Origin of the sequence: Streptomyces tirandamycinicus (assembly GCF_003097515.1) — a bacterium.
GTDB lineage: Bacteria > Actinomycetota > Actinomycetes > Streptomycetales > Streptomycetaceae > Streptomyces > Streptomyces tirandamycinicus.
In genome coordinates this window covers 5767092-5793449 of record NZ_CP029188.1, presented here as the reverse complement: position 1 = coordinate 5793449, position 26358 = coordinate 5767092, and the positions used below count along the sequence as shown (strand labels likewise).

Here is a 26358-nt window from a genome sequence, read left to right as displayed (position 1 = left end):
GTTCGGCAGGCACGTCGTACGGTGGCGTGCGGTTCGGCGGCCCGTCCGGGACCGCGTCCCTCGCGGTGCGCGACGGCGCGGAGGGCACCTCCCACGGCTCTATAGGGTGGGGGCGTGGCGAGGACGAACGAGACGGGGCCGGTGGACACCGCCACCACCGCGGACACGGCAGGCGCGGCAGACGCGAGCGGCACGGCGGACACGACAGACACGACCGGCGCGAGCGGCGCGGCGGCGGCAGCGGCCGGACCGGGAGGCCCCGATCTGCAGGCCTTCGCCGTGGAGCTGCGCCGGATGAACGGCGAGATGAACCGGCTGGTCCACGGCTTCGCCGCCGCCCAGGGACTGCACGCCACCGACGTCCAGGCGCTGGCCGCGATCCTGGACTCCGACACCCCGCTGACCCCCGGACGGCTGCGGGAGCACCTGGGGCTGACGTCCGGCGCCGTGACGGCGTGCCTCGACCGGCTGGAGCGGGCCGGCCACATCCGCAGATCCCGTGACAGCAAGGACCGCCGGGTCGTCCACCTGCACTACGCCGCACGCGGCAGGTCCGCCGCCCGCGCCCACTTCCGGCCGCTCGCCGAGGCGACGGCCCGGGCCCAGGAGGGCTTCGGCGACGCCGAACTGGCCGTCGTGCTGCGGTTTCTGACCGCGATGAACGAGGAGCTGGACCGGCTGTCCGGTCGCGGCTGACCCCGCCGGGGCCGCCACGGGAACTCGTCGGCCCGCCGGGCATCCGGCGACCGCCCACCGGCGGAAGAGGAAGCGGCGCCGTGCCGCCCACCGGCGGCCGACCGCGCCCCACCGGCCGACCGCGCCCCACCGGCCGTTCCGTCCCCGGGCCCCCCACCCGATGTACGGAGCCGGCACATGCAAAACTGTTTCAATCATTGAGATAATCGATGACTGAAACAATTGCCCCGCGCATGAAGCACCCGCACACGATGAAGCAACCGCACACACCCGGGAGTGCCATGTCACCCTCCTCGCGTCCGGCCCGCAGGCTGGTACCGCTCCTCCTGCTGGCCGTCTGGCTCGTCTGCGGCGCCGCCCTCGGCCCGTACGCCGGGAGGCTCGGCGAGGTCGCCACCAACGACCAGGCGGCGTTCCTGCCACGCAGCGCCGAGTCCACCCGGGTCGTGGAAGCCCAGGAGGCGTTCCGGCAGGACGAGACGCTCCCGGCGGTCGTCGTCTGGACCGCCGAGGACGGAACCGCGGACGCGGCGATGCGTCGGTCCGCGACCGACGCCCTCGCCTCGCTCGAGGGGGCGCCCGGCACCGCGGGCGCCGTGTCCCCCGCCCTCCCCGCCGAGGACGGCCGCGCCCTCCAGGGCGTCGTCCAGTTGCGGCCCGACCTGGGTGAGCAACTCCCCGACGTGCTGGCGGCGGTGCGCGAGGCGGCGGACCGGGTGCCCGGCGCGACCGCGCATATCGCCGGTCCCGCCGCGACGCAGGCCGATCTGTCCGACGCCTTCGCCGGGATCGACGGACTGCTGCTGGCCGTCGCCCTCGCCACCGTGCTGCTGATCCTGCTGCTGGTGTACCGCAGCGTGCTGCTGCCGCTGGTCGTGATCGCCGGTGCGGTCCTCGCCCTCGGTCTGGCCTGCGCCGTCGTCTACGCGCTGGCCGACCGCGACGTGGTACGGGTCGACGGGCAGGTCCAGGGCATCCTCTCCATCCTCGTGATCGGCGCCGCGACCGACTACGCACTGCTGCTGACGGCCCGTTACCGTGAGGAACTGGCCACGCACGCGGACCGGTTCGCGGCGATGAGGGCTGCGCTGCGCCGGTCCACCGGCCCCGTGGTGGCGAGTGCGGCCACCGTCGCCCTCGGCCTCCTGGCGCTCCTCTTCAGCGATCTGACCAACAACCGCGCCCTCGGTCCGGTCGGCGCCATCGGCATCGTCTGCGCCGTGCTCAGCGCCCTCACCTTCCTGCCGGCCGTGCTGGTCCTGCTGGGGCGGGCCGCGTACTGGCCCGCCCGGCCCCAGCAGGCGGCCGACGGCGATTCCGCGGGCCGGGGCATCTGGCCGCGGGTGGCCGCGCTGGTGGACCGCGCCCCCCGCAAGGTCTGGGCGGCCACCCTCGCCGGGCTGCTGGCCTGCGCGGCGTTCGCCCCCGGGCTCGTGTCGAAGGGGGTCCCGCTGGACGAGACCTTCGTCAACGACGCCCCCTCGGTCACGGCGCAGGCCGTGCTCAGCGAGCACTTCCCCGGCGGCTCGGGCAACCCGGCGGTCGTCATCGCCGACACCGGCCGCGTCAAGGAGGTGACGGCGGCCGCCGCCGCGACCGACGGAGTGGACTCCGCGGTTCCCGCGACGGCCTCCGGGCGCCCCGGCGCGGGGGAACCGCTGACGGCCGGCGGCAAGGTCCGGATCGACGTCACCCTGGAGGAGGCGGCGGACAGCGACGCCGCCCAGGACACGGTGGTGCGGCTGCGTGACGCGGTGCACGCCGTACCCGGCGCCGACGCCCTGGTCGGCGGCTACACGGCCCAGCAGTACGACACCCAGCGGACAGCCGAGCGCGACCGTCTGCTGATCGTGCCCGTCGTGCTCGTGGTGATCCTGCTGATCCTGGTCGCACTGCTCCGGTCCGTGCTGGTGCCCGTGCTGCTCGTCGCGACCGTCGCCCTCAACTTCGTCGCGACACTGGGTGTCTCGGCGCTGGTGTTCCAGGGGGTGTTCGGGTTCTCGGGCACCGACGCGTCGGTGCCGCTGTACGGGTTCGTCTTCCTGGTGGCCCTCGGCGTGGACTACAACATCTTCCTGATGTCCCGGGTCCGGGAGGAGGCCCTCCTGCACGGCACGCGCGAAGGCGTCCTGCGCGGTCTCACCGCGACCGGAGGGGTCATCACCTCAGCGGGCGTCGTGCTGGCCGCGACCTTCGCCGCGCTCGCCGTCATCCCGCTGGCGTTCCTGGTCCAGATCGCCTTCATCGTCGCCTTCGGCGTCCTGCTCGACACCCTCGTCGTCCGGTCCCTGCTCGTTCCCGCCCTCGTCCGGGACATCGGCCGCACCGCGTGGTGGCCCGGCCGGCTGAGCCGCGAGCCGTCGGCGGACCGGCGGCAGCCGCCGGTCCCCGCGGACGTCGGCTGACCGGTCGGCGTCGGCCGGCCCGCGGCGGAACCGGGAGGCGTCCCGCCATGGCGTGGCCTCCGCCGCGGGCGACCGGGCAGGTGCCGCAGTTGCTCCGGCCCCCCGGACCGCCCGGCACCGGTGCCGGACCTTGTGCCGGTGCCGGTGCCGAACCCGTGCCGGTGCCGAACCGGGATCTGCACCGGCGCCGAACCGGTACCGGGGCAGGCCACGGGACAGACCCCGGGGCGGGCACCCTCCTCCGCCGGGCTCACCGGCAGGCCTTCCGGGCTCAGCGGACGCCCGCGTACGTCCTGGCCTCGGACAGGTCCGGCACCGTGACCCCCGGGCGGGGTGCGGGCAGGTCGCGCCCGAGCGCGTCCCGGGGCTGGAGCAGTGCGTCCGACACGTCGAGCAGGGAGCGGCCGTCCCTCGCCCCGGTGGCCTGCAGCATGGCCAGCGCCTCGGCGACCGGGCACTCCTCGCGGGCCGCGAGATAGCCGGCCGCCCGGTGGATGCGGTCCCAGCGCGCGGCCCGGGTGTCCGTCGTCCAGACCGGACAGTCGCAGTCGTCGCTTCCGTGCACGGCCCGCCAGCGGAGCAGCGCGTCGAGCGCGAGGCCGGCGGCCCGCTGGCCCTCGGCGACATGAGCGTCCGTCACCTCGGTACGTCCGGTGTAGTACAGGCAGATCACGCCGACGGGCGTGCGCTGGACGTACATCGGGAGGGCCAGCATCTGGTGGACGTCGGCGAGTCCCTCGTGAAGCGGTGATCCCGCGCGGCACGGAGAGCTGCGCAGGTCGGGTACGTGGACGGGGCGCATCCGCAGAGCGGCGCTGACCGACGGCCCGTCTCCGAGGGTGAACTGCGTGGCCTCGCCGCGCAGGGCCGGCTCGTCGGTGGCGTGAAGCAGCCGCCAGTGCTCCAGACGGGGCAGGAACGACAGAGCCGCCCGCTGGGCGCCGAGCGACCGGGCGAACGCGGCGCACAGCCGCTGCGGCAGGGTCCTGCGGCCCACAGCGGCCGCGACCGAGACGTCATGAACGATCGACGGTGATTCCTCCAGCATGGTCTTTTCCCTTTCAGCCGTGGCTGCCACGGGGGCAGCTGTCCCCCGGGCGCGCGGCGGTCCGCGGTTCCGGAGGCCGTCCGGGCGCCCGGGGGACGTCCGTTCGTCTACCACGCACCCCGGGGGCTCATGTGCGTTCCGCCCGTTCCGTCCCGCTCCGGGTGCGGCGGGCACGGCCCGCGACCGGGCCCGGTTGGGCCGTCCGGGTCATGCCGCACCGGCAGGGGCGATTACCGTCCGCCACCACGGGTAGCCGAACTGTCACGTTCAGTGGCCGAACCGTCCGGCGTGGGCCGTCGGAACGACCACGGCAAGGAGCGCGCGATGAAGAACGGATTGGAAGCGTTGCTGGACCAGGTGCGGGAACGGGGCCGCTACGGCAGGAGGCGGGAAGCCGCCAGGGCCGTCGAGAGCGTCCTGGACGTCCTGGGCGCCCACCTCGTGGGGGACGACCGCAGCGATCTCGCCCGGCTGCTGCCACAGCAGTGCGGTCCGCTGCTGACGGACGGCCCGCCGGCGAGCGAACCCCTCACTCCCCGGGCCTTCGTCGAAGCCGTCGCGGCCCGGGACCACGGCGACTTCGGCGAGGCGCGGCGCGCCGTCACGGCCGTGCTCGGCATCGTCGCCGACGTGGCGGACGACGCGCTGCTGCGGCGGATCCTGACCCAACTCCCACCGGGGCACGCGGGATTGTTCGGCCGTACGGAGCCGGTATGAGCGCCGGTACGGGCGGTACGGGAGTGCCTGCCGGAGCCCTGCCGGGCGGGGTCCTCGAAGACTCCGGAACACTCGGCGCAGGAACGGGAATGCTCTCCGGTTTCCCGGGTATGCGGACCGCGCACGGGGGATGGAGACTCGGACGACAGGGGTGGATGGCATGGCAGCCGTGACCGCAGTGACAACCGCGGCACAGGAGACGACTTCGGTGACCGAGGGGATCGACCTCGCGCCCATCGCGGACCCGTCCAAGGTGGCCCCCCAGGATGCACGCGACCTCTCCCGTCAGTTCTTCGCCCGGCTGGCGCAGCTCGAGGAGGGCACGCACGAGTACCAGTACGTGCGGAACACCCTCATCGAGATGAACCTCTCGCTGGTCAGGTATGCGGCGGGCCGCTTCCGCAGCCGTGGCGCGGACGAGATGGAGGACATCGTCCAGGTCGGCACGATCGGCCTGATCAAGGCCATCGACCGGTTCGACCTGTCGCGCGAGGTGGAGTTCACCACCTTCGCCGTGCCCTGCATCGTGGGTGAGATCAAGCGCTTCTTCCGGGACACCAGCTGGGCGGTGCACGTCCCCCGCCGGCTCCAGGAGGCCCGTGTCGAGCTGGCGAAGGCCACCGAGGAGCTGCGGAGCCGGCTCGGCCGCACCCCCACGGTGAGGGAGCTCTCCGAGCTGATGTCGCTTCCCGAGGCGGACGTGATCGAGGCCCGCAAAGCCTCCAACGCCTACAACTCCGCCTCGCTGGACGCCGCACTGACCGGCGACAGCACCCAGGACAGCGAGGCGGCGCTCGCCGACTTCATCGGTGCGGAGGAGGCGGCGCTCGAACTCATCGAGGACTTCCACTCCCTCGCTCCCCTGGTCGCCGAACTCGAGGAGCGCGACCGCAGGATCCTGCACCTGCGCTTCGTGGAGGAGCTCACCCAGGCGCAGATCGGCGAGCAGCTGGGCATCTCCCAGATGCACGTGTCACGGCTGCTGACCCGCATCATCAAGCGGCTGCGCACCGGGCTGCTGGAACCCGGCACCGCCTGAGCCGCGAGAGGTGCGTCCGCCGCGCACGAGTCGCGCACGGCGGACGCAGCGGCACGCTACGAGGGACGACCGGCGGTGGTCCCCTCGCCCTGAAGGACGCCCATCCGGAAGCGTCCCTGACGGGCAGGGGGCCGCCGCCGTCGGCATGAGCGGCCCCGGCACCGTGGAGCCCCGGCCCGTTCGGGGCCGGGGCTCTCCGCGGCCCCGGCCCCGAACGGGCCGGCGGACGGCTGCCGGAGGCCCGCAGTCCCGGCCGTCGCCTGCTCAGCCCCGCCCGCACTCGGCGAGCCGTGCGGGATCGACCACCAGGAAGGCGTCGCCCTCCAGATCCATCACCACCTCGGCGGACACGCCCTGTTCGCGCAGACGGGCCGCGAACTCCTCCGCGGGCCATGAGCCACGCGGCCCACCGGCGGGAAACGACTCGATGACTTTGCCGACCATGCCCGTTCACCCCTTGTCCGGTTCCTCGAAAGGTCGTGCGCGCATTCCGGAGACGCTCGACGGAGCTCGACGGAAACCCGTCCCTCCGGGCTCGTCCACCGGATTCCCCGCGCACATTCCGGTTTCCCCGGACCAAGACCCTTAACGGGCAGGGAGCACGAGAACGGTCGGGAAGTTCCAGGGCGGACACGCACGGGCGGCGAACGACAGGGGCCCCGGCGCGTCTTGGGTTCTGACGGTCCTCGCAACACCCGCGATCTGTGGGAGTTGCGAGGACCGTGGCCGTTGGACGCGATGATCTTGCGGGGTTGAGGGAGCGTTTCCTTGCGCGGCTGGATGCCGTGGGGAACGTGACCGTGGTGGCGCGTGAGCTGGGGGTGAACCGGAACACCGCCTTCGGCTGGGCCCGGAAAGCCGGACGGAACTCGGTGCGCCTGCCGCGGCGGCACCCCGGGCGCGACAAGTACGAGCGGCTTCGGGCCGCCGGTGTCGCACGCCGGGTCGCGGCCCGGCAGGTCGGTGTGAACGAGCGCACGGCCAAGGACTGGGACTGGGGCGTCAAGAAGACCGCCACGACGCGCACCTATGCCGACGGGCGGCGTGTCGACTACACGGCGGGGACCGTCACGATGTGCGGTGTGACCACGCCACCGGTGGGCCTGACGGCCCTGGAGAAGCAGCTCAACCCGCGATTCTTGACGCTCGCCGAGCGCGAGAAGATCCGCGATCTGCGCGCGGCGGGTCAGTCGCTGCGGGCGATCGGGCGTGCTCTGGGACGGCCGGCGAGCACGGTCAAGCGGGAGATCGACGCGAACTCGGGCCGCGAGGGCTACCAGCCCTACGCGGCCCACCGGGCGGCGGCAGCGCGCAGGCCCCGGCCCAAGGATCGCAAGCTGCTGCGCGAGGGACGGCTGCGCCGCTTCGTCCAGGACCACCTGCGCAGGCGGTGGTCACCGGAACAGATCTGCCACGCTCTGGTAAAGGAACATCCCGACGACGAGAGCATGCGGGTGAGCGTGGAAACGATCTACCAGGCGCTGTATTTCCAGGCCCGCGGCGGCCTGAAACGGGAAGTGCAGGCAGCCATCCGCTCCGGCCGGACCCGCCGCAAACCACGCCGGGACCCCGAGCGGCGCACTCCCCGGTTCATCGACCCGATGGTGATGATCAGCGACCGGCCCGCCGCCGTCGAGGACCGGGCCGTGCCCGGGCACTGGGAAGGCGACCTGATCATCGGCGCAGGCGGGCGCTCCGCGATCGCCACCCTGGTCGAACGCAGCACCCGCTACACCATGCTGGTCCACCTGCCGGGCGGAGCCCACGACGCCGAGACCGTCCGTGACGGGCTCGTCCGCACCATCCAGACCCTGCCCGCCCACCTACGCGGCTCTCTCACCTGGGACCAGGGCAGCGAGATGGCACGCCACAAGCAGTTCACCATGGCCACCGACATGCCCGTCTACTTCTGCGACCCGGCCTCGCCCTGGCAACGCGGCTCGAACGAGAACACCAACGGGCTGCTGCGGCAGTACTTCCCGAAAGGCACCGACCTGAGCCTGCACAGTCCCGAAGACCTCGAACACGTCGCCCAGGAACTCAACGGCCGCCCACGCAAGACGCTCGGCTGGGATACCCCAGCCGAGCGTCTACGTGATCTACTCACCACCTGAAACCAAGTGGTGTTGCGACGACCCCTTGAACCCAAGCTCGGCCGGGGCCCCTGTCTTCTGCCGTGTGCCGTGTGCCGTGCCTACGGCCGCTACCAGCGGTACCAGCGGCCGCGGCGGCCGCCGGACGCCGGACGGATCACGAAGCCGAGCAGCCACACCACCAGAACGATGACGGCGATCCACCACAGTGCCTTGAGTGCGAAGCCCGCGCCGAAGAGCAACAGGGCGAGCAGCAGAACGAGTAGCAAAGGAACCAATTTTCTCAACCTCCCGGAATCCGGTTACCCGTGATCTCTCGGCACATGCGACCTCCTGGCGGGCATTCCGCGCCGCCCCCGCCGGCCACCCTCTCCGATTACCTGGCCGATTGCCGGACCGATTGCCCAGCCGATTACCACCCGACCGATATCCGGGCCGACTGCCGGACGAATTGCCGGACCGTTCCGTGCAATTCGCCTCACCGATTCGCCGACCGCTCGGCCCGAGGGAACGGGCGGTGGCCCCGGCGGCGGGACGTGCGGGATCACCTCGGCCACCGAAGGGCTTTACGCCGGACCCCCGTTCACCCTCACGCACGCATGGATCCGCCCGGATCGACACGTATAGACACGTATAGACACGTATCGAAGCAGATCGACGCAGATCGACGCAGATCGACATGGATCAGCCCCGGTTCCACCGGATACGCCGGAACCGCCCGGGACACCGGGCCCGTGACTACCGGAGCGGTGCGGGGACGGGCATACTCCCCACCATGGACGCGAGCAGCGAAGACCAGTCCCGTACCGACCGCGAGGCCCGGCCGGACGGAGAAGGCCCGGTCGGCGCCCAGTACGCGGCCGGCGACGCATGGGTGATCGCCGCGCGCGGCGATCTGGACATGACCAGCCTGCCGCCGCTGGACGACGCGCTGGCATCGGCGTCCGCCGAGCATTCCACGGTGATCCTCGACGTCTCCGGCGTGACGTTCGGGGACTCGGCCTTCCTGAACCTGCTGCTGCGCGTCCATCAGAAGGCGGACCTGCGCGTGGCGAAGCCGCAGCCGCAGCTACGCCGTCTGCTGGAGATCACCGGAGCGGACAAGGTCCTGGACGTCAGGCACGACCTGGACGCCGTGCCCCGTCCCTGATCTTCGCGCACCCCGACGCGCAGGGCGCCTCACCGCCGCGGCCGGCGCCGAGGGCGGGCACCGGCCGTCCGGTCAGCCTCGGCCACTCGGCACCGGCCGCTCGGCACCGGTCAGGCGCAGGAGACGCGTACCGTGACGCGCTTGCCGACCGGCTCGCGCTCCACGGTGAAGCCCTCGCACAGCGCCAGGACGATCTCCAGCCCGTGCTGGCCCACGCGTCCCGGATCCGCGGCCCTAGCCAGCGGCAGGGCCGTGCTGCTGTCCCAGACCGTGACCTCCACGCCCGAGGGGATGCGCTCGATGTCCACGGCGCAGGGGCCGTGGGCGTACTTGCAGGCGTTGGTCACCAACTCCGACACGACCAGCCGGACGGCACCCACGGTCTCCGACGCCGGGTCGAAGCCGTGCCTGTCCACCAGGAACTCCGTGGCGAAGCCGCGGGCCTCGGCGATACTTCCGGGGCCGCCGTCGTACACCGCGCCGGCCCACGCCTCTCCGGCCCACGCCGAGGCCGCGTCGTGACTCGTTCCGATCACACTCGAAGTCATCTACTGGTCGTCCCGTTCGTCCCTGCCGTCCCTGGGTCGGCGCTCGCCTACCCCGAATCCGCGCGAAGGCACCTCCCGGCCGACGGAAAATGGACACGCCGGTGTCCGGAACGCGCGGACCGGGTCCGTTACGTCCGGAACGCGAGGTCCGGTGACGCCACGGCGGGCCGTGTCAGCCATCCTGGGACGTGTGGCGGTGGCGCGCCCAGAAGGGCAGCCCGAACCAGCACAGCAGGTACCAGGCCAGCACGCCGGAGACCACCCACGGGACGAACGCGTCGTGCGTGGCCGCCCTCAGGATGAGGAAGAGCGCCGCGGTGAGCGTGGCGAGCAGCAGGACGAGCCCGGTGAAGGTCAGCCGGGACGCCCAGACGACGGCCTGCGGTTTGATGCGGCGTCCGGAGACGATGCGGTGCAGGGCGACGGGCCCGATGAGCGCCCCGGTCGCGAGGGCGCCCAGGACGACGGTGACGAGGTAGATCGTCTTGTCGGTCTGGCCCAGGCGCTGGAACTGGGGCGTGAAGGCCACGGTGAGGAGGAAGCCGAAGAGGATCTGGACACCGGTCTGGGTGACGCGTATTTCCTGGATGAGCTCCTGCCAGCGCCGGTCGGCGCGTTTCTTCTCCGTCTCCCGCCCGTCCCGGGTGCCGTCCTTCTGCGACTCCCGCCCGTCCCGGGTGCCGTTCGCCTCCCCTCCGCCTTGGGCGCGTTCGGTCTCCCGCCAGCCCCGGGCCCGGTCCGCCTCGGGTCTGCCTTCGGTACGGCTCGCGCGGGTCTCCCGCGCCGCTCCGTCTTCGGTACGGTCTGCCTGGTCGGTTCCGGGGCCGGGTTGCATGGGAGCTCCTTCACGGCGCGATGCGCGCTCCCGCGCATCGTTCGAGTGACATGGACCAGCAACCCGTTTGCCCCCGGTTCGGCCTGGGAATCCTTGGCGCCCCGGGAATCCTCCGCCGCACGCTCCGACGGTGTCCCACCCCGCCGCCCGCGCGGTGACCCGTCAGGGACGGGGCAGCCGCACCACGGTGACGAAGAAGTCGTCGATCTTCCGGATCGCGGCGATGAACTGCTCGAGGTCCACCGGCTTGGTGACGTAGGCGCTGGCGTGGAGCCGGTAGCTGCGCAGGATGTCCTCCTCCGCCGCGGACGTCGTCAGCACCACCACGGGGATGTGGGTGAGGTCCTCGTCCGCCTTGATGCGCTCCAGCACCTGGCGTCCGTCGTACTTGGGCAGATTGAGGTCGAGGAGGATCAGATCGGGGCGCGGGGCGTCCTTGTGGGCGCCCTGCCGGTAGAGGAAGTCCAGCGCCTCCTGTCCGTCGCGCACCACGTGCAGGCTGTTGCCGATCTTGTTGTCCGCGAACGCCTCCCGCGTCATCAGCTCGTCGCCCGGATCGTCCTCGACGAGGAGCACCTCGATGGGCTTGGTGGCGTTCATACGTGATCTCCTGTGGTGAGGGACGTGCCGCCGGCCGTGGACCGACCGGTTCCCGAGGAGCCGGGCTCCCCGCCCGAAGACTCCCGGCTCGAAGACTCGTGGCCTGAAGACTCCCGGTTCGAAGACTCGTGGCCCGAAGACTCCTGGCGCAGGGCTTCCCCGCCCGGGGACTCCCCGCCCGCGGCGTCTTCCCCGGTGGAGACGGCGGGCACGGTGAAGTGGATCCGTGTCCCCTCCGACTGCTCGGTGTCGATCCAGATGTGGCCGCCGTGATGCTCCACGATCTTCTTGCAGAGCGCCAGGCCTATACCGGTACCGCCGTAGGCGTCCCGGCTGTGCAGCCGCTGGAAGATCACGAAGACCTTCTCCGCGAACTCCTGGGGGATGCCGATGCCGTTGTCCTCGACCTTGTAGTGCCAGACGGAGGTCTCGCCGTCGCCCTCCCGGTCGACGGTGACACGGATGACCGGCGGACGGCCGGGGGCCCGGAACTTCACGGCGTTGCCGATCAGGTTCTGCCACAGCATCGTCAGCAGCATCGGGTCGCCGGTGGTGGCGTGCGGACCGCCGGGGCGCTCGACGACGGCTCCGGCCTCCTCCACGGCCGAGCCGAGGTTGGCCAGTGCGCCGTCCAGCGCGGCGTCCAGGGAGACGGTGTCCCGGGCGTCGTTGAGCCGGCCCACCCGGGAGTAGGTCAGCAGGTCGTTGATCAGTACCTGCATGCGCTTCGCGCCGTCCACGGCGAAGCCGATGTACTGCCCGGCCCGTTCGTCGAGCTGGTCGCCGTAGCGCTTCTCCAGCAGCTGGCAGAAGGAGGCCACCTTCCGCAGCGGCTCCTGCAGATCGTGGGAGGCGACATAGGCGAACTGCTCCAGCTCGGCGTTGGACCGGCGCAGTTCCACCGCCTGCTCGTCCAGGACCGCCGTTCGCGCGGCGAGGAGTTCCTCGCGCTGCTGAGAGGCCCTCAGGGCGTCGAGGACGCGGACCCGCATCGCCTCCACGGCCGCGGCGAGGTGCCGGGTCTCGGCCGGACCGGCCGGCTCGATGCGGTGCTCGAAGTCGCCGTCGGCGACCCGCCGGGCGGCCGTGCGCAGACGGTCGAGCGGCCGTCCGACGGCCCGCTGGAGAACGATCACCAGCGCGGCGGCGAACGCGACGAAGGCGGCGAGCATGCCGGCCAGGGCCCAGTTGTGACCGGTGCGGGTACGGTGCATCTCCGCCCTGGCAACGGCCCGTTCGTCGCTGAGCACGGTGTTCAGTTCGTCGAACCGCTCGCGCAGCCGGTCGAAGGCGGCCTTGGCGCTCTGGAGTTCCGGCCCGGCGCTCGGCGGCAGTGTGCCCTGGCGGGCCCGTTCGACGAGCGGCGCGGCGTGGCCGCTCCGCCAGGCCTCGGCCGTCTCGGTCGTGCGGGAGACCACCTCGAGGAGCGCGGTCTCGCCGGCCAGCTCCTGCCGCAGGGACCTCTCGGCGGACTCCTCCTCCCGCTGGCCCTGCGTGTACGGCTCCAGCCAGCGGACGTCCCTGCTGAGGACGAAGCCCCGCACTCCGTTCTGCTGGTCGACCAGCGCCTTCTGCAGCCGGTACGCGTCCACCTGGGCGGGCTGGATGCGGTCGACCAGGTCGTCGGACTCGGCCGCCGTCTGGGAGAGGAGCCGGGCGCCGACCACCGCGATGCCCGCCACCACGACCAGGATGGCGGCCAGGACGATACCGAGCCATATGGGGACGGTGAGGCGGGTGCGCTTGGGCGGCGCGCCGGGCGGTGTCCGCGTGTCTTCGTGACTGGTCACTTCTGCTCGTTCCATTCGAGGTGGAGAAGCGCGACGTCGTCGCTGTGGCCGCCGTGGTCGGCGGAGAGGGCGCGCGTCTCCGCGATCAGGGCGGTGACGAACTCCTCGGCGGAACGGCCGGCGTTGCGTCGCGCGAGGGCGAGCAGGCCGTCCTCGCCGAGCCGCTTCCCGTCGGCGCTGACCCGGCCTTCGAAGAGTCCGTCGGTGAACAGGGCCAGCCCGCCGGCGGCCGGCAGGTCTACGTGGTCCTCCCGCCAGTGGCGGCGGCCGTCGGGCAGCAGGCCGAGCGCCGGGCCGACGGCGGTCTCCACGAGCCGCACGCCCGCGGGGTCCCGCAGCAGCAGCGGGGGGTGCCCGGCGCGGACGACCTTGGCCTTGGTCATGCCCGGCGGGAGTTCGACGGTCGTGACCGTGGCGAAGATCTCGGACCCGGTGCGCTCGGCCACCAGCACCTTCTGCATGAGTTCGCACACGCCGGTGCCCGTGACACCGGCGAGGGTGAAGGAGCGCCAGGCCACGCGGAGGCACACGCCGAGTGCGGCCTCGTCCGGGCCGTGGCCGGAGACGTCGCCGATGACGGCGTGCACCGTGCCGTCCGGGGCCTCCACGACGTCGTAGAAGTCCCCGCTCAGCAGGCCCAGCGACCTGCTGGGCTCGTACCGGGACACGACCTGCACCCCGGCGCCGTGCAGCAGCGGCGAGGGCAGCAGGCCCCGTTCCAGCCGGGAGTTCTCCTGGGCGCGCATCCGGCTGGCCTCCAGGGCCATCGCCGCCTGCTCGATCTGGCGGCGCTGCACCGCGTACCTGACGGAGCGGGCCAGCACGGTCGGTTCGAAGACGCCCTTGATGAGGTAGTCCTGAGCGCCGGCCGCGACGGCGGAGAGTCCCACGCCCTCCTCGGCCAGCCCCGTCAGCACGACGACCGCCGCGCGGGGGGACACGGCCAGCACCTGGCCGACGACGTCCAGTCCCTGCGCGTCGGGGAGGTGCAGGTCGAGCAGGACGCACTCGGCGGGCGGTCCGTGCTCGCCGCTCAACTCCCGGCGCGCCTCGGCCAGCGAGCGGGCGCGGGTGAGCCGGACCGCGAGGCCGCTGTCCCGGAGGGTCTCCTCCACCAGCAGCGCGTCCCCGTCGTCGTCCTCGACGAGCAGGACCGTCACCCGGGAGTCGCCGACGGCCGCGAGATCGGCCGGTGACACGCGGGCCAGAGGCACCTGCGGGACCAGGACCCCCGGACCCGTCACCTCCGGATCTCGCCCACCGACAGGACTCCTCACAGCCGACCTCCCCTTCCCTGAGCCGCACGCGGGCCGTGGGGCGCATGCAGAATACTTGCCGTTCGCGAATAATTGCACTCGCGCGGCTCCTGTTCGACCGTACCGCCCCGATCAGGTCAAAAAGCGTGTGGATCTTGTCCGTTCACGCTCGCACCGCCCTTCCCGGCCGACGGCCTGCCACCCCCGCGGCCCGGCTCTCCGCCGCGGCTCCGGGAGCTCCGGTACCGCCTGCGGCCTGCGCTCAGGCGGCCGATGGCCCGGCGGCCCCGGGTGCAGCGGCCGGACGCGGGTATTCCGGAATGGTGGCGGAGGTTGGTGGCGGAGGTCACTCCGTACGGCCAGGGCATTGCCTCGGCGGGCGAGGGTCATGCACGACGGCGGAGTGGGTCTTCTCTCACCGACCGGCGGCGGCGACGGTACCGGGCGGCGCACCGCGCCGCGGCCACCGCGAGCCCGGCGAGGAGGAGGACCGCGCCGGTCAGGCGGTCCCGGCGGCGGATCCGCCCGCCGGACCCCGGCGCTTCGTCCGCGTCCGTCGCGGAGGCCCTCCCGGCGCGCCGTTCCCGAACGGCCCGAACGGCCCTCGCCACCCACGCCATGCGAGCCAGCCGGGCCAGCCGTACCGCCCGGCCTGCTCGTCCCCTCCGACCCGGCCGACCCGGCCGCCCCACCCGGGCCTGCGCCGCCAGGCGGTCCCACACCCCGGGCGGCGGCGGCCCGACCAGATCCGACGGCGTCGCCGAACGCGCGGCCCCGACGAGGCGGCGCAGCATGTCGAGCTCGCCCCGGCAGTCACCGCATGTGCACAGGTGCTCCCGCACACGCGGCGGCGCCTCGTCGACCGCCCTGCCCTCCAGAGCGAGTTCGGCCAGGTCCGCCGGATCCAGGTGCTCCTTCACCGCGTACCGCACGCACGGGACGCAGGAGTCCGGGAAGCGGTCGCGGCACTTCGGGCCCCGCTCCACGCGGGCACGGGGGCGGCAGCGCCCCACGCGGGAGCGCCGACGGCGCTCCGCGGACGTACGGCGACGGCACTCCCCGCAGGCGCGGCGGATGCTTCGCAGGGTCCTGTCATGGCATGTCCTGTCCTGGGCTCGAAGTGAGGGGCCTTACGGGTCCCACCACCTCGTTCACGCCGCGGGCGGCGACCGGATGCGGTCGCGCCATTACGGGCCACCCCCGGCCGGTGCGCGTTCCGGTGGACAACGGTGGAGCCGGCCGCGGCCGGCCGCCGACCGCCGGCCGCCGACCGCCGGGAGCAACGGGAACCGCGGGGGACGCCGGAAGACCGGAACACGGGAACGCGGGATTACGACGCAGAAACGGTGCAAGTTGTCCGCCGGGAGCCCGGCGACAAGCCTGAACGTGCTGCGGCGCACCAAGCGCGCAGGCACGGCAGGCCCGGCCCGGTAGTACGGAGCGGGCGGCGTGTCCGGAACCAGCGCCGGGCCCCTGGCCCGGCACGAGGAGCCGAGATCATGGCCCTTGTCCGATCCGCACAGCCCCACCGATCCCCCGCCGGGCCCGGCCCGGGCGGTCCGCGCCCGTCGCCGGAAGCCCGCGCACCGGGCGAACTCCTCGACGACGTTTCCATGGCGGCCGGGTTCGCCGCGGGCGACGAGGGCTCGCTGGAGGTCGCCTACCGCCGCTGGGGCTCCCTCGTCTACACCCTCGCCCGGCGCACCCTGGGGGACGAGCGCGAGGCGGAGGACGTGACCCAGCAGGTCTTCCTCGCCGCCTGGCGGGGACGCCGGGGCTACCGACCCGGTCGGGGCGGCCTCGCCGGCTGGCTGGTCGGCATCACCCGCCACAAGGTGGCGGACGCCCTCGCCGCCCGTACCCGGCGCGCCGAACTCGTCGCCGCGGCCGGGGCGTTCCTCTCCCCCGCGCCCGGGCCCGCCACCGGCCCCGGTCCCGAGCAGGCGGTCGACCGGGTGCTGGTGCTGCGCGCCCTGCAGGACCTGCCCTCCGCCCAGCAGCACGTCATACGGCTCGCGTTCTACGCCGACCTGACCCAGACCCAGATCGCCGAACGGACGGGGCTGCCCCTCGGCACGGTCAAGAGCCATATGCGGCGCGCTCTGCTGTCCCTCCGCCGCTCGCTCACCACGGAGGAGTGAGGACCGGCGCAGGTAGACCGGCGCAGGTAGACCGGCGCAGGTGGACCGGCGCAGGTGGACCGGCGGAGGTAGACCGGCGAAGGAGGACTGACGTAGGAGGACCGGCGGGGGGAGGACAGGCGGGGGATGAGCCAGGCAACACGCGCGCGCCACTGCATCCGCCCGGGCCCTTTTCGCGGAAGCATCGGCGTCACGGCCTTTCCCGCCCGGGGAGAGCAGCCGGCCTTCCCCGCCCGGGGAGGGCGGTTGCCGTGCCGTCACAGCCGCGGGAGGGTCGCCGTGCACGACGTGGACGTCGTCATCGTCGGTGCGGGTGCGGCGGGTCTCTCCCTCGCCCGCCGGATCACCGGACCGGCCCCCGGCCGTGACGGGGGTCTCTCCGTCGCGCTGGTCGACGCCCCCGCGGGGCCGCTGCGACCGCCCGCGCGCACCTGGTGCTTCTGGGAGGAGTCCGGCGGCGAGTACGACGACCTGCTCGCCGCGAGCTGGGACCGGTTGCGCGTGACCGCCCCCGACGGCATGGCGGTCACCGCGCGCCCTGCTCCCCTCCGGTACAAGATGATCCTCTCCACGCACTTCGAGGAGCACACGGGCGCGCTGCTGCACCGGTCCGGCTGCCGGCGGTACGAGGCGGTGGTCGACCGCGTCCGCGACCTGCCCGGCGGCGGCGCGGAGGTACGCGGACGGGACGGCGCCGGGGCGGAGTTCGGGCTGCGGGCGCGCTGGGCGTTCGACTCCCGGCCGAGGCGTCCGGGGCCCGCCCGGACCACGCTGCTCCAGCACTTCCGGGGCTGGTTCGTGCGTACCGAGCGGCCGTGCTTCGACCCGGGCGTCGCCGACCTCATGGACTTCCGCACTCCGCAGCCAGCCCGGGGACTGTCCTTCGGCTATGTACTGCCGCTCGGCCCGCGGGAGGCGCTGGTGGAGTACACGGAGTTCTCCCCGGCCGTCCTCGGCACCGCCGCGTACGAGCGGGCGCTGCGCCACTACACCGGTGACGTACTGGGGCTCGGCCCGTTCCGGGTGACCGCCGCCGAGCAGGGCGTGATCCCGATGACCGACGCGCGATTCCCGCGCCGGACGGGCCGGGCGGTGTTCCCCATCGGCGCGGCGGGAGGCGCCACCCGGCCCTCGACCGGCTATACGTTCGCCGCGGCGCAGCGCCACACCCGGGCCATCGCGGACGCGCTGGCCCGGGGCCGCACCCCGCTGGTCGCGGGGCCGCATCCGCCGCGGGCCCGGCTGATGGACGCGGTGCTGCTGCGGGCCCTGGACACCGGGCGGATCGACGGCGGCGCCTTCTTCAGCGGGCTGTTCCGCGATGTGCCCCCGCACCGCCTGCTGCGCTTCCTGGACGGCGGCACCCGCTGGTGGGAGGACGTGCTGATCGGATTCCGCACGCCGGTGGGGCCGATGCTCAGGACCGTACTCGAACTGCCGTCGATCCCCCGCCGTCCCCCGCTGCCCGAGGAGCATCACCGCCACGCCCTCTGAGACCCCGCCCCTGAGACCCCGCCGTCTCCACCCGCCGTCTCCACCCGCCGCCCCCCCTGTCCGTCTCCGTCTGCCCCAACCCCCGTCGCCCGAGGAGCCGCTGATGTCCCTGCTGCACAACGCCGATCTGTCGGCGGCGTTCGACCGCGCCGCACGCTCCTACGACCGGATGGTCGCCGCCAATCCCGGATACCACCGGCAGCTGCGGCGGTCCGCGCGGCGGCTCGGGCTGCCGGACGGAGGGCTGGGGGCGCGGCTGCTGGACCTCGGCTGCGGGACGGGCGCGTCGACCGCCGCGCTGCTCTCGGCCGCCCCGTGCGCGGAGGTCACGGCGGTGGACGCGTCGGCGGGGATGCTGGAACGGGCCCGGCGCAAACCCTGGCCGCGGGGCGTCTCGTTCGTCCACTCCCCCGCCGAAGGGCTCGCCGAAGCCGGGGTGACGGGGCCCTTCGACGCCGTCTTCGCGGCCTATCTGTTCCGCAACGTCTCCGACCCCGACGAGGTGCTGGCCCGGGTACGCGGCCTGCTGGCCCCGGGCGGGCGCATCGCCGTCCACGAGTACACGCTCAGCGGCCGTCCGGTCCACCGCGCGGTCTGGACGGCGGTGTGCCGCGGGCTGGTCCTGCCCGTCGCCCGCCGTTCGGGGGACGGCGAGCTGTACGGGCATCTGTGGCGCAGCGTCGTCGAGTTCGACACGGCGGAGGAGTTCGCACGGCGCATGGAGCGGGCGGGGTTCGTGCACGTCCGGGTCCTGCCGCTGCCCGGCTGGCACACGGGCATCACCCACACCTTCGTGGCGCGGGTACCGACGGCGGAGGAGCGGGCATGAGCGGGGGCGGCGAAGGAGCGGGCATGAACCCGGGTGACCGAGGAACGGGCATGAGCCCGGGTGACGGAGGAGCAGGCATGAGCCCGGGCGGACGCGGCCGGTACCGCAGGGGCGCAGACCACACCGGCGCAGACCACACTGGCGCAGATCACACGCGCCTCCGTGACACACGCCGCCGTGACACACGCCTCCATGGCACGGTCCCGCACGGCACGGGCGGCCGGCGCGAGGAGCAGGCCTTCGACGGCCGGGACCGGCACTCGCGCGTCCTGCCCGCCCGGCCGGGCCGCGCGCGGGTGGACGGTCCCCCACCGCACGCCGGTGTCGTCGGCGGCGGTATCGCCGGTCTCGCGGCGGCCACCGCCCTGGCCGAGCGAGGCGTGCGCGTGACGCTGTACGAACGCGAGTACGGACTGGGCGGCCGGCTCGCGGGCTGGCCCGTGGAACTGGCCGACGGCTCCGTCGCCACCATGAGCCGCGGCTTCCACGCCTTCTTCCGGCAGTACTACAACCTCCGCGAGCTGCTGCGGCGCACCGACCCGGGGCTGCACTCGCTCACCCCGCTGCCCGACTACCCGCTGCGGCACCGCGACGGCATGCTCGACAGCTTCGCCCGCGTGCCGCGGACTCCGCCGCTCAGTGCACTGGGGTTCGTCGCGCTGAGCCCGTCGTTCGGCTGGCGCGACCTCCTGCGGATGAACCCCGCGGCGGCGCTGCCGCTGCTGGACGTACGCGTACCCGGGGTGTACGAGCGGCTGGACACGGTCGGGGCGGCGGACTTCCTCGCCCGGATCCGTTTCCCCGAGGCCGCGCAGCACCTCGCCTTCGAGGTCTTCTCCCGCAGCTTCTTCGCCGACCCGCGGGAGCTGTCGGCGGCGGAACTGGCGCTGATGTTCCACATCTACTTCCTGGGCTCCAGCGAGGGGCTGCTGTTCGACGTGCCCCGGGAGCCGTTCCCGCAGGCGCTGTGGGAGCCGCTGGCGGAGTACCTGCAGGGCCACGGGGCCACGATCCGCACGGCGACGCCGGTCGACTCGGTCGAGCCCGTGCCCGGCGGAGGACTCGCCGTGACCGCCGCGGGCGGTACGGCAGTCCATGACGCCGTGGTGCTCGCCCTGGACACGGCGGGACTCAAGCGGGTGGTCGCCGCGTCCCCCGGGATCGGTGACCCGGCCTGGCGGGCGGGCGTCGCGGGACTGCGGACCGCGCCGCCGTTCCTGGTGTCCCGGTTCTGGCTGGACCGCCCGGTGGCTCCGGACCGGCCCGGCTTCCTCGGCACCAGCGGCTACGGCGACCTGGACAACATCAGCGTGCTGGACCGCTGGGAGGGCGAGGCGCACCGCTGGGCGCTGCGGACGGGCGGTTCCGTGGTGGAACTGCACGCCTACGCCGCCCGTACCGACGGCGGACGGGTGGCCGTGCGTGACCGGCTGCTGGAGCAGCTGCATCGCGTGTACCCGGAGACGCGCGACGCGGGGGTGGTCGACGAGCGCCACGAATGGCGGGACGACTGCCCGCTGTTCCCCGTGGGCGGCCACGGGTCACGGCCGTCGGTGCGCACCCCCGACCCGGTCCTGATGGTGGCCGGCGACCTGGTCCGAACGGACCTTCCGGTGGCCCTCATGGAACGCGCCGCGACCAGCGGCTTCCTGGCCGCCAACGCTCTGCTGGCCCGCTGGGGCGTCCGCGGCCATCCGCTCCGCACGGTCCCGCCCCGGGGCCGCTCGGCACTGCTCCGGGCCCTGGCGAGGCTCGGAAGGGATTGAACTGCCGCGGGGCGGACGGAACCCGGGTACGCGATGATCCCGCCGGCGGGCTCGGGTACGAGATGAGCCGCAGAGCCGCCGCCGCGGGCAGCGGCCGGAACCCGTCACCTGCCCGAGGCGCGACCGTCGCCCGCGCATCGCCGGGCACGCCACCGGGTCGGGCGACCGTGCCCGCACGCGCCTGCCCGCCTGTCTGCCTGCCCGCCTGCCGGAGGGGACAAGGGCCCGGGCCCGTGCGGCGATCCCCGGAACGCCGGGGACCCCGTGGAGGCGCCGGGCCCCGCCTCGGGCGGTCAGCCCGGGAAGCGCCCCGTGCTGCGCAACTGCCAGCGGCGTTCCGCGTACGCCAGGTCGTCACGCCAGAGACGGGCCGCGGCGGCACGCATCAGGGGGCGCAGCACGGGCGCGGCGGCGCGGGCGGCGGTGAAGCCCGGCCGGTCGGATGCCGCGACCACCGCCTCGACGACCGCCGTGCGCGGCCTGCCGAGCGGGTCGGGCCCGAGCGGGGTGGCATGGGTCTCGACGACCGAGCCCTCCCCCTCGCCCTCGGTGATGTGCATGACGACGGTACGGGGCCCGGGCGCCGTGAAGACGGCGGTGACCGGCACGACGACCCGGCCCGCGACCTTGAACGACACCTCCACCGCGAACGCGTCGTCGGCGTCCGCCGCCTCCGCGTCCGGGCCGGTACCGGGGGCGCCGACCACCCTGAGGTCGACGAACGAGTACGGGTGGAACCACGCGCCGTGCCAGGGGTCGAGCCGGTTGGCCACCACGTCCTCCGGCTCGCAGACGCCGGTGCCGGTGTAGACGGACGCCACGGCCGAGGACGGGCGCGGCCGTTCCGGAAGGACCGGGCGGTCCAGGGGCTCCTCGCCTCCGGCCTCGTCGAGGCGGACCCATGCGAGCACGCCGTCGTCGTAGGCCGGGAACGGCTCCCACCCCGCGAACGGCCCACCGTTCAGGGCCAGTCCGTGCCAGTGGCAGATCAGCGTTCCGCAGCGCACGCGGCTGTCGCGCAGGGGCGCGCCGAGATGCGGGCAGGCACCGGGGCCCGCGACGAGCCGTCCCCCCTCGTCCCGCCAGGCGACCACCTCGATCCCTGCGACGGTCCGGCCGAACGGGGCGCCCGGCCGGACCGCGCGGGAGTCGCCGAGGACGTACCAGTTGCCCGACGGGCGGGCGAGCGCGCGCTTGAGTGCGCCGTCGATGAGGGCGGGCCGGGCGTCCCGCCAGGTGGGGCTCTGGCGTTCCCAGGCGGTGGCGGAGCGGCGCAGCCGCAGGGGTGTGCGGCCGCGGCGCCGGCCGCCGCCGGAACCGTTGCGGAGCGTCATACGGCCCTCCCCTCCACCGTGTTCCCGTTCTTCGGGACCGGCTTCCCTCGTACGGCCCTCCCGTCCCCCACGACCGGCAGCCCCTCCACGGTCGCCTCCGCACGGCCCTTCACCCTGCGGTGCGGTGCGGCGAACCGGGCGGCCGCCACCCTGACGAGTCCGTCCAGCGCGACCGCGGCCCGGCGCACCGGTGGGACGACCGCGCGGCGGTGCAGGCAGGCGTACCCGTCGTCGGCGATCGCCTTCAGGATGCCGCCGTACAGGACGAACGCGGTGCGGATGCACGGCCTGGACACCGGGTCCAGCATCGGCAGCCCCGGCGCCGCCTGCCGGTACACGCCGCGGGTGAGGCGGGCGGCGTCCTGCAGGGCGGCGGTGATCCGGGGGTCGCGCCGGCCCGTGGCCCGGCTCCAGAGCAGCAGGTCGCGGTCCACGCCGTTCGCGGCGAGCAGATCGGCGGGGAGGTAGACGCGACCGCGGTCCAGGTCCTCGCCCACGTCGCGCAGGAAGTTGGTCAGCTGGAAGGCGACCCCGAGGGCGGCGGCGTGCGGAGCGGCCTCCTCACGGGGGACGACCGTGCCGAGGACGGGCAGCATCTGCAGTCCGATGACGGCGGCGGAACCGTGCATGTAGCGGCGCAGCTCGACGTAGTCGGCGTAGTCCGTCACCTCCAGGTCGCTGCGCATGGACGCCAGGAAGTCGGTGAAGTGGCGGTGTTCGATGCGGTAGCGGCTGGCGGTGTGCGCGAGTGCGTGGACGACGGGTTCCGGGCTGCGGCCGAGGCGGAGCCCGGCGTCCAGGCGTTCCGACAGCCGGTGCAGTGCCGAAGCGCGTTCCGCGGGGGTGGCGTCGCTGTCGAGGTCGTCGACGATGTCGTCGGCCCAGCGGGCGAATCCGTACAGCGCGTGGACCGCGGGGCGCCGTTCGACGGGGAGCAGCCGGGTGGCGAGGAAGTACGTCCTGCCGTGGCGGGCGTTGAGCCGGCGGCACTCGGTGTAGGCGGCGCGCAGTCCGGGCTCGGTGATCCCGGCGGCGTCGAGTTCCCGGCGCGTCATGCGGTTCCGCCTTTCGGGGTGCGGAGGGTGTCGGGACGGGCCGTGCCGGGCGGTGCCGCGGCCGGGGGCGCACCCGAGAGGTCACGGGGCTTCGCGGCGGCCGGGGGGTGCCCGGCGGAGCCCTCACGCGGGTCCGCCGCGGCCGGAGCCGGACGGTGCGGGCCGGTGGTGACGGGCCGGTGTGCTCCGGTGATGCGGGCGGCGGCGAGCTTCCCGGAGATCAGGACGGTGGGCACGCCGACTCCGGGTGTGGTGCCGCAGCCCGCGAGGACGGCGTTCGCGGTGCCGTTGACCAGGTTGCGCGGGCGGAACGGGCCGGTCTGGGCGAAGGTGTGCGCCGCCGAGAAGGGGGTGCCCGCAGCGTGGCCCTGCCGGGTCCAGTCGGCGGGCGTGACCAGGCATTCCTCCTCGATGGCCGCTTCCATGCCGGGGATTTTGCGGCGGTCGAGTTCGGCGAGCAGGCTCTTCCGGTAGCGGGGGGCCAGGTCCTGCCACCTCGCCGCGTCGGGGCCGATGTCGGTGTTGGGGCAGGGCGCCAGTACGTAGTGGACGTGCCGCCCGGGCGGAGCGAGAGTGGGATCGGTGGCGGTGGGCCGGGTGATGAGGAGGGACGGGTCCGTCATCAGGTCACCGGTGCGCGTCAGTTCGCGGAAGGTGCTCTTCCAGGCGGTGCCGAACGAGATGGTGTGGTGGGCGAGCCCGGGCCAGGTCCGGTCGGTTCCGGCGTGCAGGACGACCGCGGACGGCGAGTGGCGTAGGGCGAGGGGCCGCCGCGGGCTGCGCCCGAGGAGCCGGTAGGCCACCGGCAGGTCGGGGGTGAGGACCACGGCGTCGCACGGCAGCCGCTCCTGGTCGGTGACGACGGCGGTGACGCGTTCGCCGGTGCGTTCCAGCTCCGTGACGGTCTGCCCGTAGCGGAAGACCGCTCCCGCGTCGGCCGCCGCGTCCGCCATGGCGCGCGGCACGGCGTGCACACCGCCCTTCGGGAAGTGGACTCCGGCGACGGTGTCCATGTACGCGATGACCGCGTAGGTGGCGAGGGCGCGGGACGGGGCGACGCCGGCGTAGAGGGACTGGAACGAGAAGACCCGGCGCAGCCGTTCGTCGCGGAGGAAGCCGCCGATCCGGGCGTCGAGCCTGCCGAAGCCGCCGAGCGCGGCGAGCCGGGCGAGGTCGGGGGTGAGGAGTTGCAGGGGCGAGTCGAAGTTGGCGTCGATGAAGCGGCCGATCTGGGCCTGGTACAGCTTCTCCAGCCAGCGGCGCAGGCGCCGGTAGCCGAGCGCCTCGCGGGCGCCGGCGAAGCGCGCGACCTCGGCCTCCATGGCGTCGGGGCCGGTGTGCACGTCCAGTGCGCTGCCGTCGGCGAACACCGCGCGGTAGGCGGGATGCAGCGGGAGGAGTTCCAGCCTGTCCGCCATCGAGTCGCCGACCGCGGCGAAGGCGTCGGCGAGGAGATCGGGCATGGTGATGACGGTCGGGCCGGTGTCGAACCGGTAGCCGCCCCGCTCGATCCGCCCGGCCCGGCCACCGGGCTGGACGTCGCGCTCCACGACGGTGACGCTGCGTCCGGCGCCGAGGAGGTGCAGAGCGGCCGACAGTCCGGCGAGCCCGGCCCCCACCACCACGACGTGGTCCGTGCGGCCCTGGACGGTCCTCATCGGCGGCTCCCGTCGACGGTGGTGCCCGACCGCCGCCGCCCGGGCGCCCCGCCCGGCGGACGGGCGAGCCGGGGCGTCACATGCCCGGTGTGCGCGGGCGACGCGGCGGCGGGAGCGGACGCGGGCCTCGCGGTCTCCGCGGCGTCGGGCACCGCGGGCACCGGGGGCACCGGGGGCACCGGGGCCTCGCCTGACTCGGACGGCGCAGGGGACGCGGACGGGGTGGGGGACGCGGGCGTTGCAGGGGACAGGGACGGTGTGCGGGGCACGGACGGTGTGCGGGGCACGGACGTCGCGGGGGACGCGGGCGGGGCACCGGCGGGCTCCGGCGCGCCGGAGGTGCCGAACGGGCCGGGCCCGCCCGGCACGGCGGTTACCGGCCCCGCGGAGGCCGCGTGGGCCGGGGAACCCGCGGGGGCCGTCACCCTGGCGAGAAGCGTGCGCAGGTGGTGCGCCGCGACCGGGGACAGGGCCGCGGCGCACAGCCGCCGTTCCCCGGCCGCGACCAGTCGGCCGATACGTTCCTCCACCACCGCCAGGGCGCCGGTGTCCGTGAGGACCTCCCGCACCCGGTGCAGCCGGGCCTCCGTCAGATCCACGTCTCCGAGCGAGCTTACGAGGACCGACAGTGCGGCACGGTCGCCCCGTGACTCGGCCCGGGCCCGTGCGACGGCGGCGAGGTAGGTGAGCTTCCCCGAGCGTATGTCGTCGCCCGACGGCTTGCCGGTGACGAGTGGATCGCCGAACACGCCCTCGATGTCGTCGCGGAGCTGGAAGGCGGTACCGGCATACCGGCCGGCCGCGCACAGGTCCCGCGTCGTCCGCGCGTCGGCGCCCGCGAGCGCCGCGCCGAGCGACAGCGGCCTGGCGACCGTGTACTGGGCCGTCTTGAGGCAGGCGGTGCGGATCGCCTGGGCCACGGAACGGGAACCGGTCGCCTGGCCGTGGAGGTCCAGGTACTGGCCCGCCACCATCTCCGTGCGCATGGCCCGCCAGTCCGCCAGCACGCGGTGCCGCACGGCGTCGCCGAAGTCCGTACCGGCGACGATGTCGTCGGCCCAGCTGAGCGCGAGGTCTCCGGCCAGGACCGCCGCCGCGGTGGCGAACGGCGCCGCCCCGGTGCCCGGCGACGCGGCGCCGGGGTACCGGGCGGCCAGCCGGGCGTGGAACGACGGCCCGCCCCGGCGGCGCGGCGAGCCGTCCATCACGTCGTCGTGGACGAGTGCGCAGGTCTGGATCAACTCCAGTGCCGCGGCCGTGCGGAGCGCGGCGGATGTCTCAGCCGCGGCTCCCCCGCAGGCCCGCATCGCCCACCACAGGAACTGGGAGCGCATCCGCCTGCCCCCGTCCAGGGTGAACCGTGCGAGGGGCCCGGCCACATCGGCGGCGAAGACGCCGTCGAGCGCGGCGGCGTCCGCCACCCGGTCCTGCAGCAGGGCCTCCAGCTGGGACCCCACCGCCGCGGGTACGTCGGCGTCGACCTCCTCGCAGAGGGAGCATGGTGAACCGTACTTCGTCACGGTCGGGGTGGGCGGGGGTGCCCCGGTTCGCTGCATGCGTCCTCCGCGTCGTCGGCTGCCGTCATTCGTCCTTCCGCGGAGAAACGGCGTTCGGATGCGCCTGCTGTGACGCCGCGTACGGCGTGGTGTCCGGCGCCGTCCAGTCGACCACGACGCTGCGCGATCGGCCGTGGCAGACGTGCGGAAGGCGCCCGCATCCGCCCGATTGCCTCATTCCGCCGCACAGCACGCGGCACAGCGCGCGGCACACCCCACACGCCACAGTGCGCACACCGCACACCGCACACCTCAGGCCGCAGGCCGCACGCCGCACACCGGGGGCCCGTACTCCAGTACCCCGGACTCGGGACCGGAGACTCCGGACCGGAGACTCAGGGCTCGGGA

At 74.0% G+C, this 26358-nt stretch carries 21 protein-coding genes and 1 pseudogene; 10 read left to right on the top strand and 12 right to left on the bottom strand.

The window, feature by feature from the left end:
* Positions 1–141: 141 nt before the first annotated feature.
* Together DDW44_RS25275 and DDW44_RS25270 are read left to right on the top strand one after the other, a co-directional pair.
* Positions 142–696, top strand: coding sequence for a MarR family winged helix-turn-helix transcriptional regulator (locus DDW44_RS25275; protein ID WP_206307256.1), 555 nt, complete (start codon positions 142–144; stop codon positions 694–696).
* A 281-nt stretch (positions 697–977) separates the two neighbouring features.
* Positions 978–3101: an MMPL family transporter gene (locus tag DDW44_RS25270; RefSeq protein ID WP_108907857.1), complete on the top strand. Its 2124-nt coding sequence runs from the start codon at positions 978–980 to the stop codon at positions 3099–3101.
* Positions 3102–3372: 271 nt separating this feature from the next.
* On the opposite strand, the gene DDW44_RS25265 is transcribed toward DDW44_RS25270, so the two are convergent.
* Positions 3373–4149 carry a GAF domain-containing protein gene (locus DDW44_RS25265; protein ID WP_108907856.1) on the bottom strand — a complete coding sequence of 259 codons (777 nt, stop codon included), beginning with the start codon at positions 4147–4149 and terminating at the stop codon, positions 3373–3375.
* A 324-nt stretch (positions 4150–4473) separates the two neighbouring features.
* Here DDW44_RS25265 and DDW44_RS25260 point away from each other — a divergent pair, with 324 nt between their 5' ends.
* Positions 4474–4866, top strand: coding sequence for a DUF2267 domain-containing protein (locus DDW44_RS25260; protein ID WP_026281463.1), 393 nt, complete (start codon positions 4474–4476; stop codon positions 4864–4866).
* A 160-nt stretch (positions 4867–5026) separates the two neighbouring features.
* The gene (locus DDW44_RS25255; RefSeq protein ID WP_240800474.1) at positions 5027–5905 is read left to right on the top strand and encodes an RNA polymerase sigma factor SigF; all 879 of its coding nucleotides are present in this window, start codon (positions 5027–5029) and stop codon (positions 5903–5905) included.
* Positions 5906–6169: 264 nt separating this feature from the next.
* On the opposite strand, the gene DDW44_RS25250 is transcribed toward DDW44_RS25255, so the two are convergent.
* On the bottom strand, positions 6170–6349 hold the full coding sequence (locus tag DDW44_RS25250; protein ID WP_108907853.1) for a hypothetical protein: 180 nt from the start codon (positions 6347–6349) through the stop codon (positions 6170–6172).
* 434 nt (positions 6350–6783) lie between these two features.
* On the opposite strand from DDW44_RS25250, the gene DDW44_RS25245 reads away from it, so the two are divergent.
* A complete protein-coding gene (locus DDW44_RS25245; protein ID WP_425275702.1) occupies positions 6784–8019 on the top strand; it encodes an IS30 family transposase in 1236 nt (411 codons plus the stop codon).
* Between the two features lie 89 nt (positions 8020–8108).
* Here DDW44_RS25245 and DDW44_RS25240 read toward each other — a convergent pair whose 3' ends face one another.
* A complete protein-coding gene (locus DDW44_RS25240) occupies positions 8109–8276 on the bottom strand; it encodes a hydrophobic protein (protein ID WP_108907851.1) in 168 nt (55 codons plus the stop codon).
* A 497-nt stretch (positions 8277–8773) separates the two neighbouring features.
* Here DDW44_RS25240 and DDW44_RS25235 point away from each other — a divergent pair, with 497 nt between their 5' ends.
* Positions 8774–9148, top strand: coding sequence for an STAS domain-containing protein (locus tag DDW44_RS25235; RefSeq protein ID WP_018888668.1), 375 nt, complete (start codon positions 8774–8776; stop codon positions 9146–9148).
* A 110-nt stretch (positions 9149–9258) separates the two neighbouring features.
* Here DDW44_RS25235 and DDW44_RS25230 read toward each other — a convergent pair whose 3' ends face one another.
* The 5 genes and pseudogenes from DDW44_RS25230 to DDW44_RS25210 form a co-directional block, all read right to left on the bottom strand.
* Complete coding sequence (locus DDW44_RS25230; RefSeq protein ID WP_212765627.1) at positions 9259–9696, bottom strand: ATP-binding protein; 438 nt, start codon at positions 9694–9696, stop codon at positions 9259–9261.
* A gap of 172 nt (positions 9697–9868) precedes the next feature.
* A pseudogene (locus DDW44_RS32980) lies at positions 9869–10345 on the bottom strand (DUF6328 family protein); the annotation flags it as partial.
* A 348-nt stretch (positions 10346–10693) separates the two neighbouring features.
* A complete protein-coding gene (locus tag DDW44_RS25220) occupies positions 10694–11131 on the bottom strand; it encodes a response regulator (RefSeq protein WP_017944609.1) in 438 nt (145 codons plus the stop codon).
* Positions 11128–12921, bottom strand: coding sequence for a sensor histidine kinase (locus DDW44_RS25215; RefSeq protein WP_108907848.1), 1794 nt, complete (start codon positions 12919–12921; stop codon positions 11128–11130). The genes DDW44_RS25220 and DDW44_RS25215 overlap by 4 nt, the downstream gene beginning before the upstream one ends.
* Entirely contained in the window at positions 12918–14165 is a 1248-nt protein-coding gene (locus DDW44_RS25210; protein WP_017944611.1) for a PP2C family protein-serine/threonine phosphatase, read from the bottom strand. Before DDW44_RS25210 ends, DDW44_RS25215 begins: the two co-directional genes overlap by 4 nt.
* A 1511-nt stretch (positions 14166–15676) precedes the next feature.
* On the opposite strand from DDW44_RS25210, the gene DDW44_RS25200 reads away from it, so the two are divergent.
* The 4 genes from DDW44_RS25200 to DDW44_RS25185 all read left to right on the top strand — a co-directional run bounded on the left by DDW44_RS25200 (position 15677) and on the right by DDW44_RS25185 (position 20407).
* A complete protein-coding gene (locus DDW44_RS25200) occupies positions 15677–16318 on the top strand; it encodes an RNA polymerase sigma factor (RefSeq protein WP_026164772.1) in 642 nt (213 codons plus the stop codon).
* Between the two features lie 279 nt (positions 16319–16597).
* Entirely contained in the window at positions 16598–17812 is a 1215-nt protein-coding gene (locus tag DDW44_RS25195; RefSeq protein ID WP_108907846.1) for a lycopene cyclase family protein, read from the top strand.
* 103 nt (positions 17813–17915) lie between these two features.
* Positions 17916–18641: a class I SAM-dependent methyltransferase gene (locus DDW44_RS25190; protein ID WP_108907845.1), complete on the top strand. Its 726-nt coding sequence runs from the start codon at positions 17916–17918 to the stop codon at positions 18639–18641.
* A gap of 77 nt (positions 18642–18718) precedes the next feature.
* Complete coding sequence (locus DDW44_RS25185) at positions 18719–20407, top strand: FAD-dependent oxidoreductase (protein WP_108907844.1); 1689 nt, start codon at positions 18719–18721, stop codon at positions 20405–20407.
* Between the two features lie 293 nt (positions 20408–20700).
* Here the strand turns inward: DDW44_RS25185 and DDW44_RS25180 are convergent, their stop codons facing one another.
* Genes DDW44_RS25180 through DDW44_RS25165 form a run of 4 tightly spaced genes read right to left on the bottom strand, consistent with a single transcriptional unit; the run spans position 20701 to position 26010 of the window.
* Positions 20701–21741: a Rieske (2Fe-2S) protein gene (locus DDW44_RS25180; RefSeq protein WP_017944616.1), complete on the bottom strand. Its 1041-nt coding sequence runs from the start codon at positions 21739–21741 to the stop codon at positions 20701–20703.
* The gene (locus DDW44_RS25175; protein ID WP_108907843.1) at positions 21738–22796 is read right to left on the bottom strand and encodes a phytoene/squalene synthase family protein; all 1059 of its coding nucleotides are present in this window, start codon (positions 22794–22796) and stop codon (positions 21738–21740) included. The genes DDW44_RS25180 and DDW44_RS25175 overlap by 4 nt, the downstream gene beginning before the upstream one ends.
* A complete protein-coding gene (locus DDW44_RS25170) occupies positions 22793–24454 on the bottom strand; it encodes a phytoene desaturase (RefSeq protein WP_108907842.1) in 1662 nt (553 codons plus the stop codon). The genes DDW44_RS25175 and DDW44_RS25170 overlap by 4 nt, the downstream gene beginning before the upstream one ends.
* Entirely contained in the window at positions 24451–26010 is a 1560-nt protein-coding gene (locus DDW44_RS25165) for a polyprenyl synthetase family protein (RefSeq protein ID WP_108907841.1), read from the bottom strand. Before DDW44_RS25165 ends, DDW44_RS25170 begins: the two co-directional genes overlap by 4 nt.
* Positions 26011–26358 lie beyond the last annotated feature (348 nt).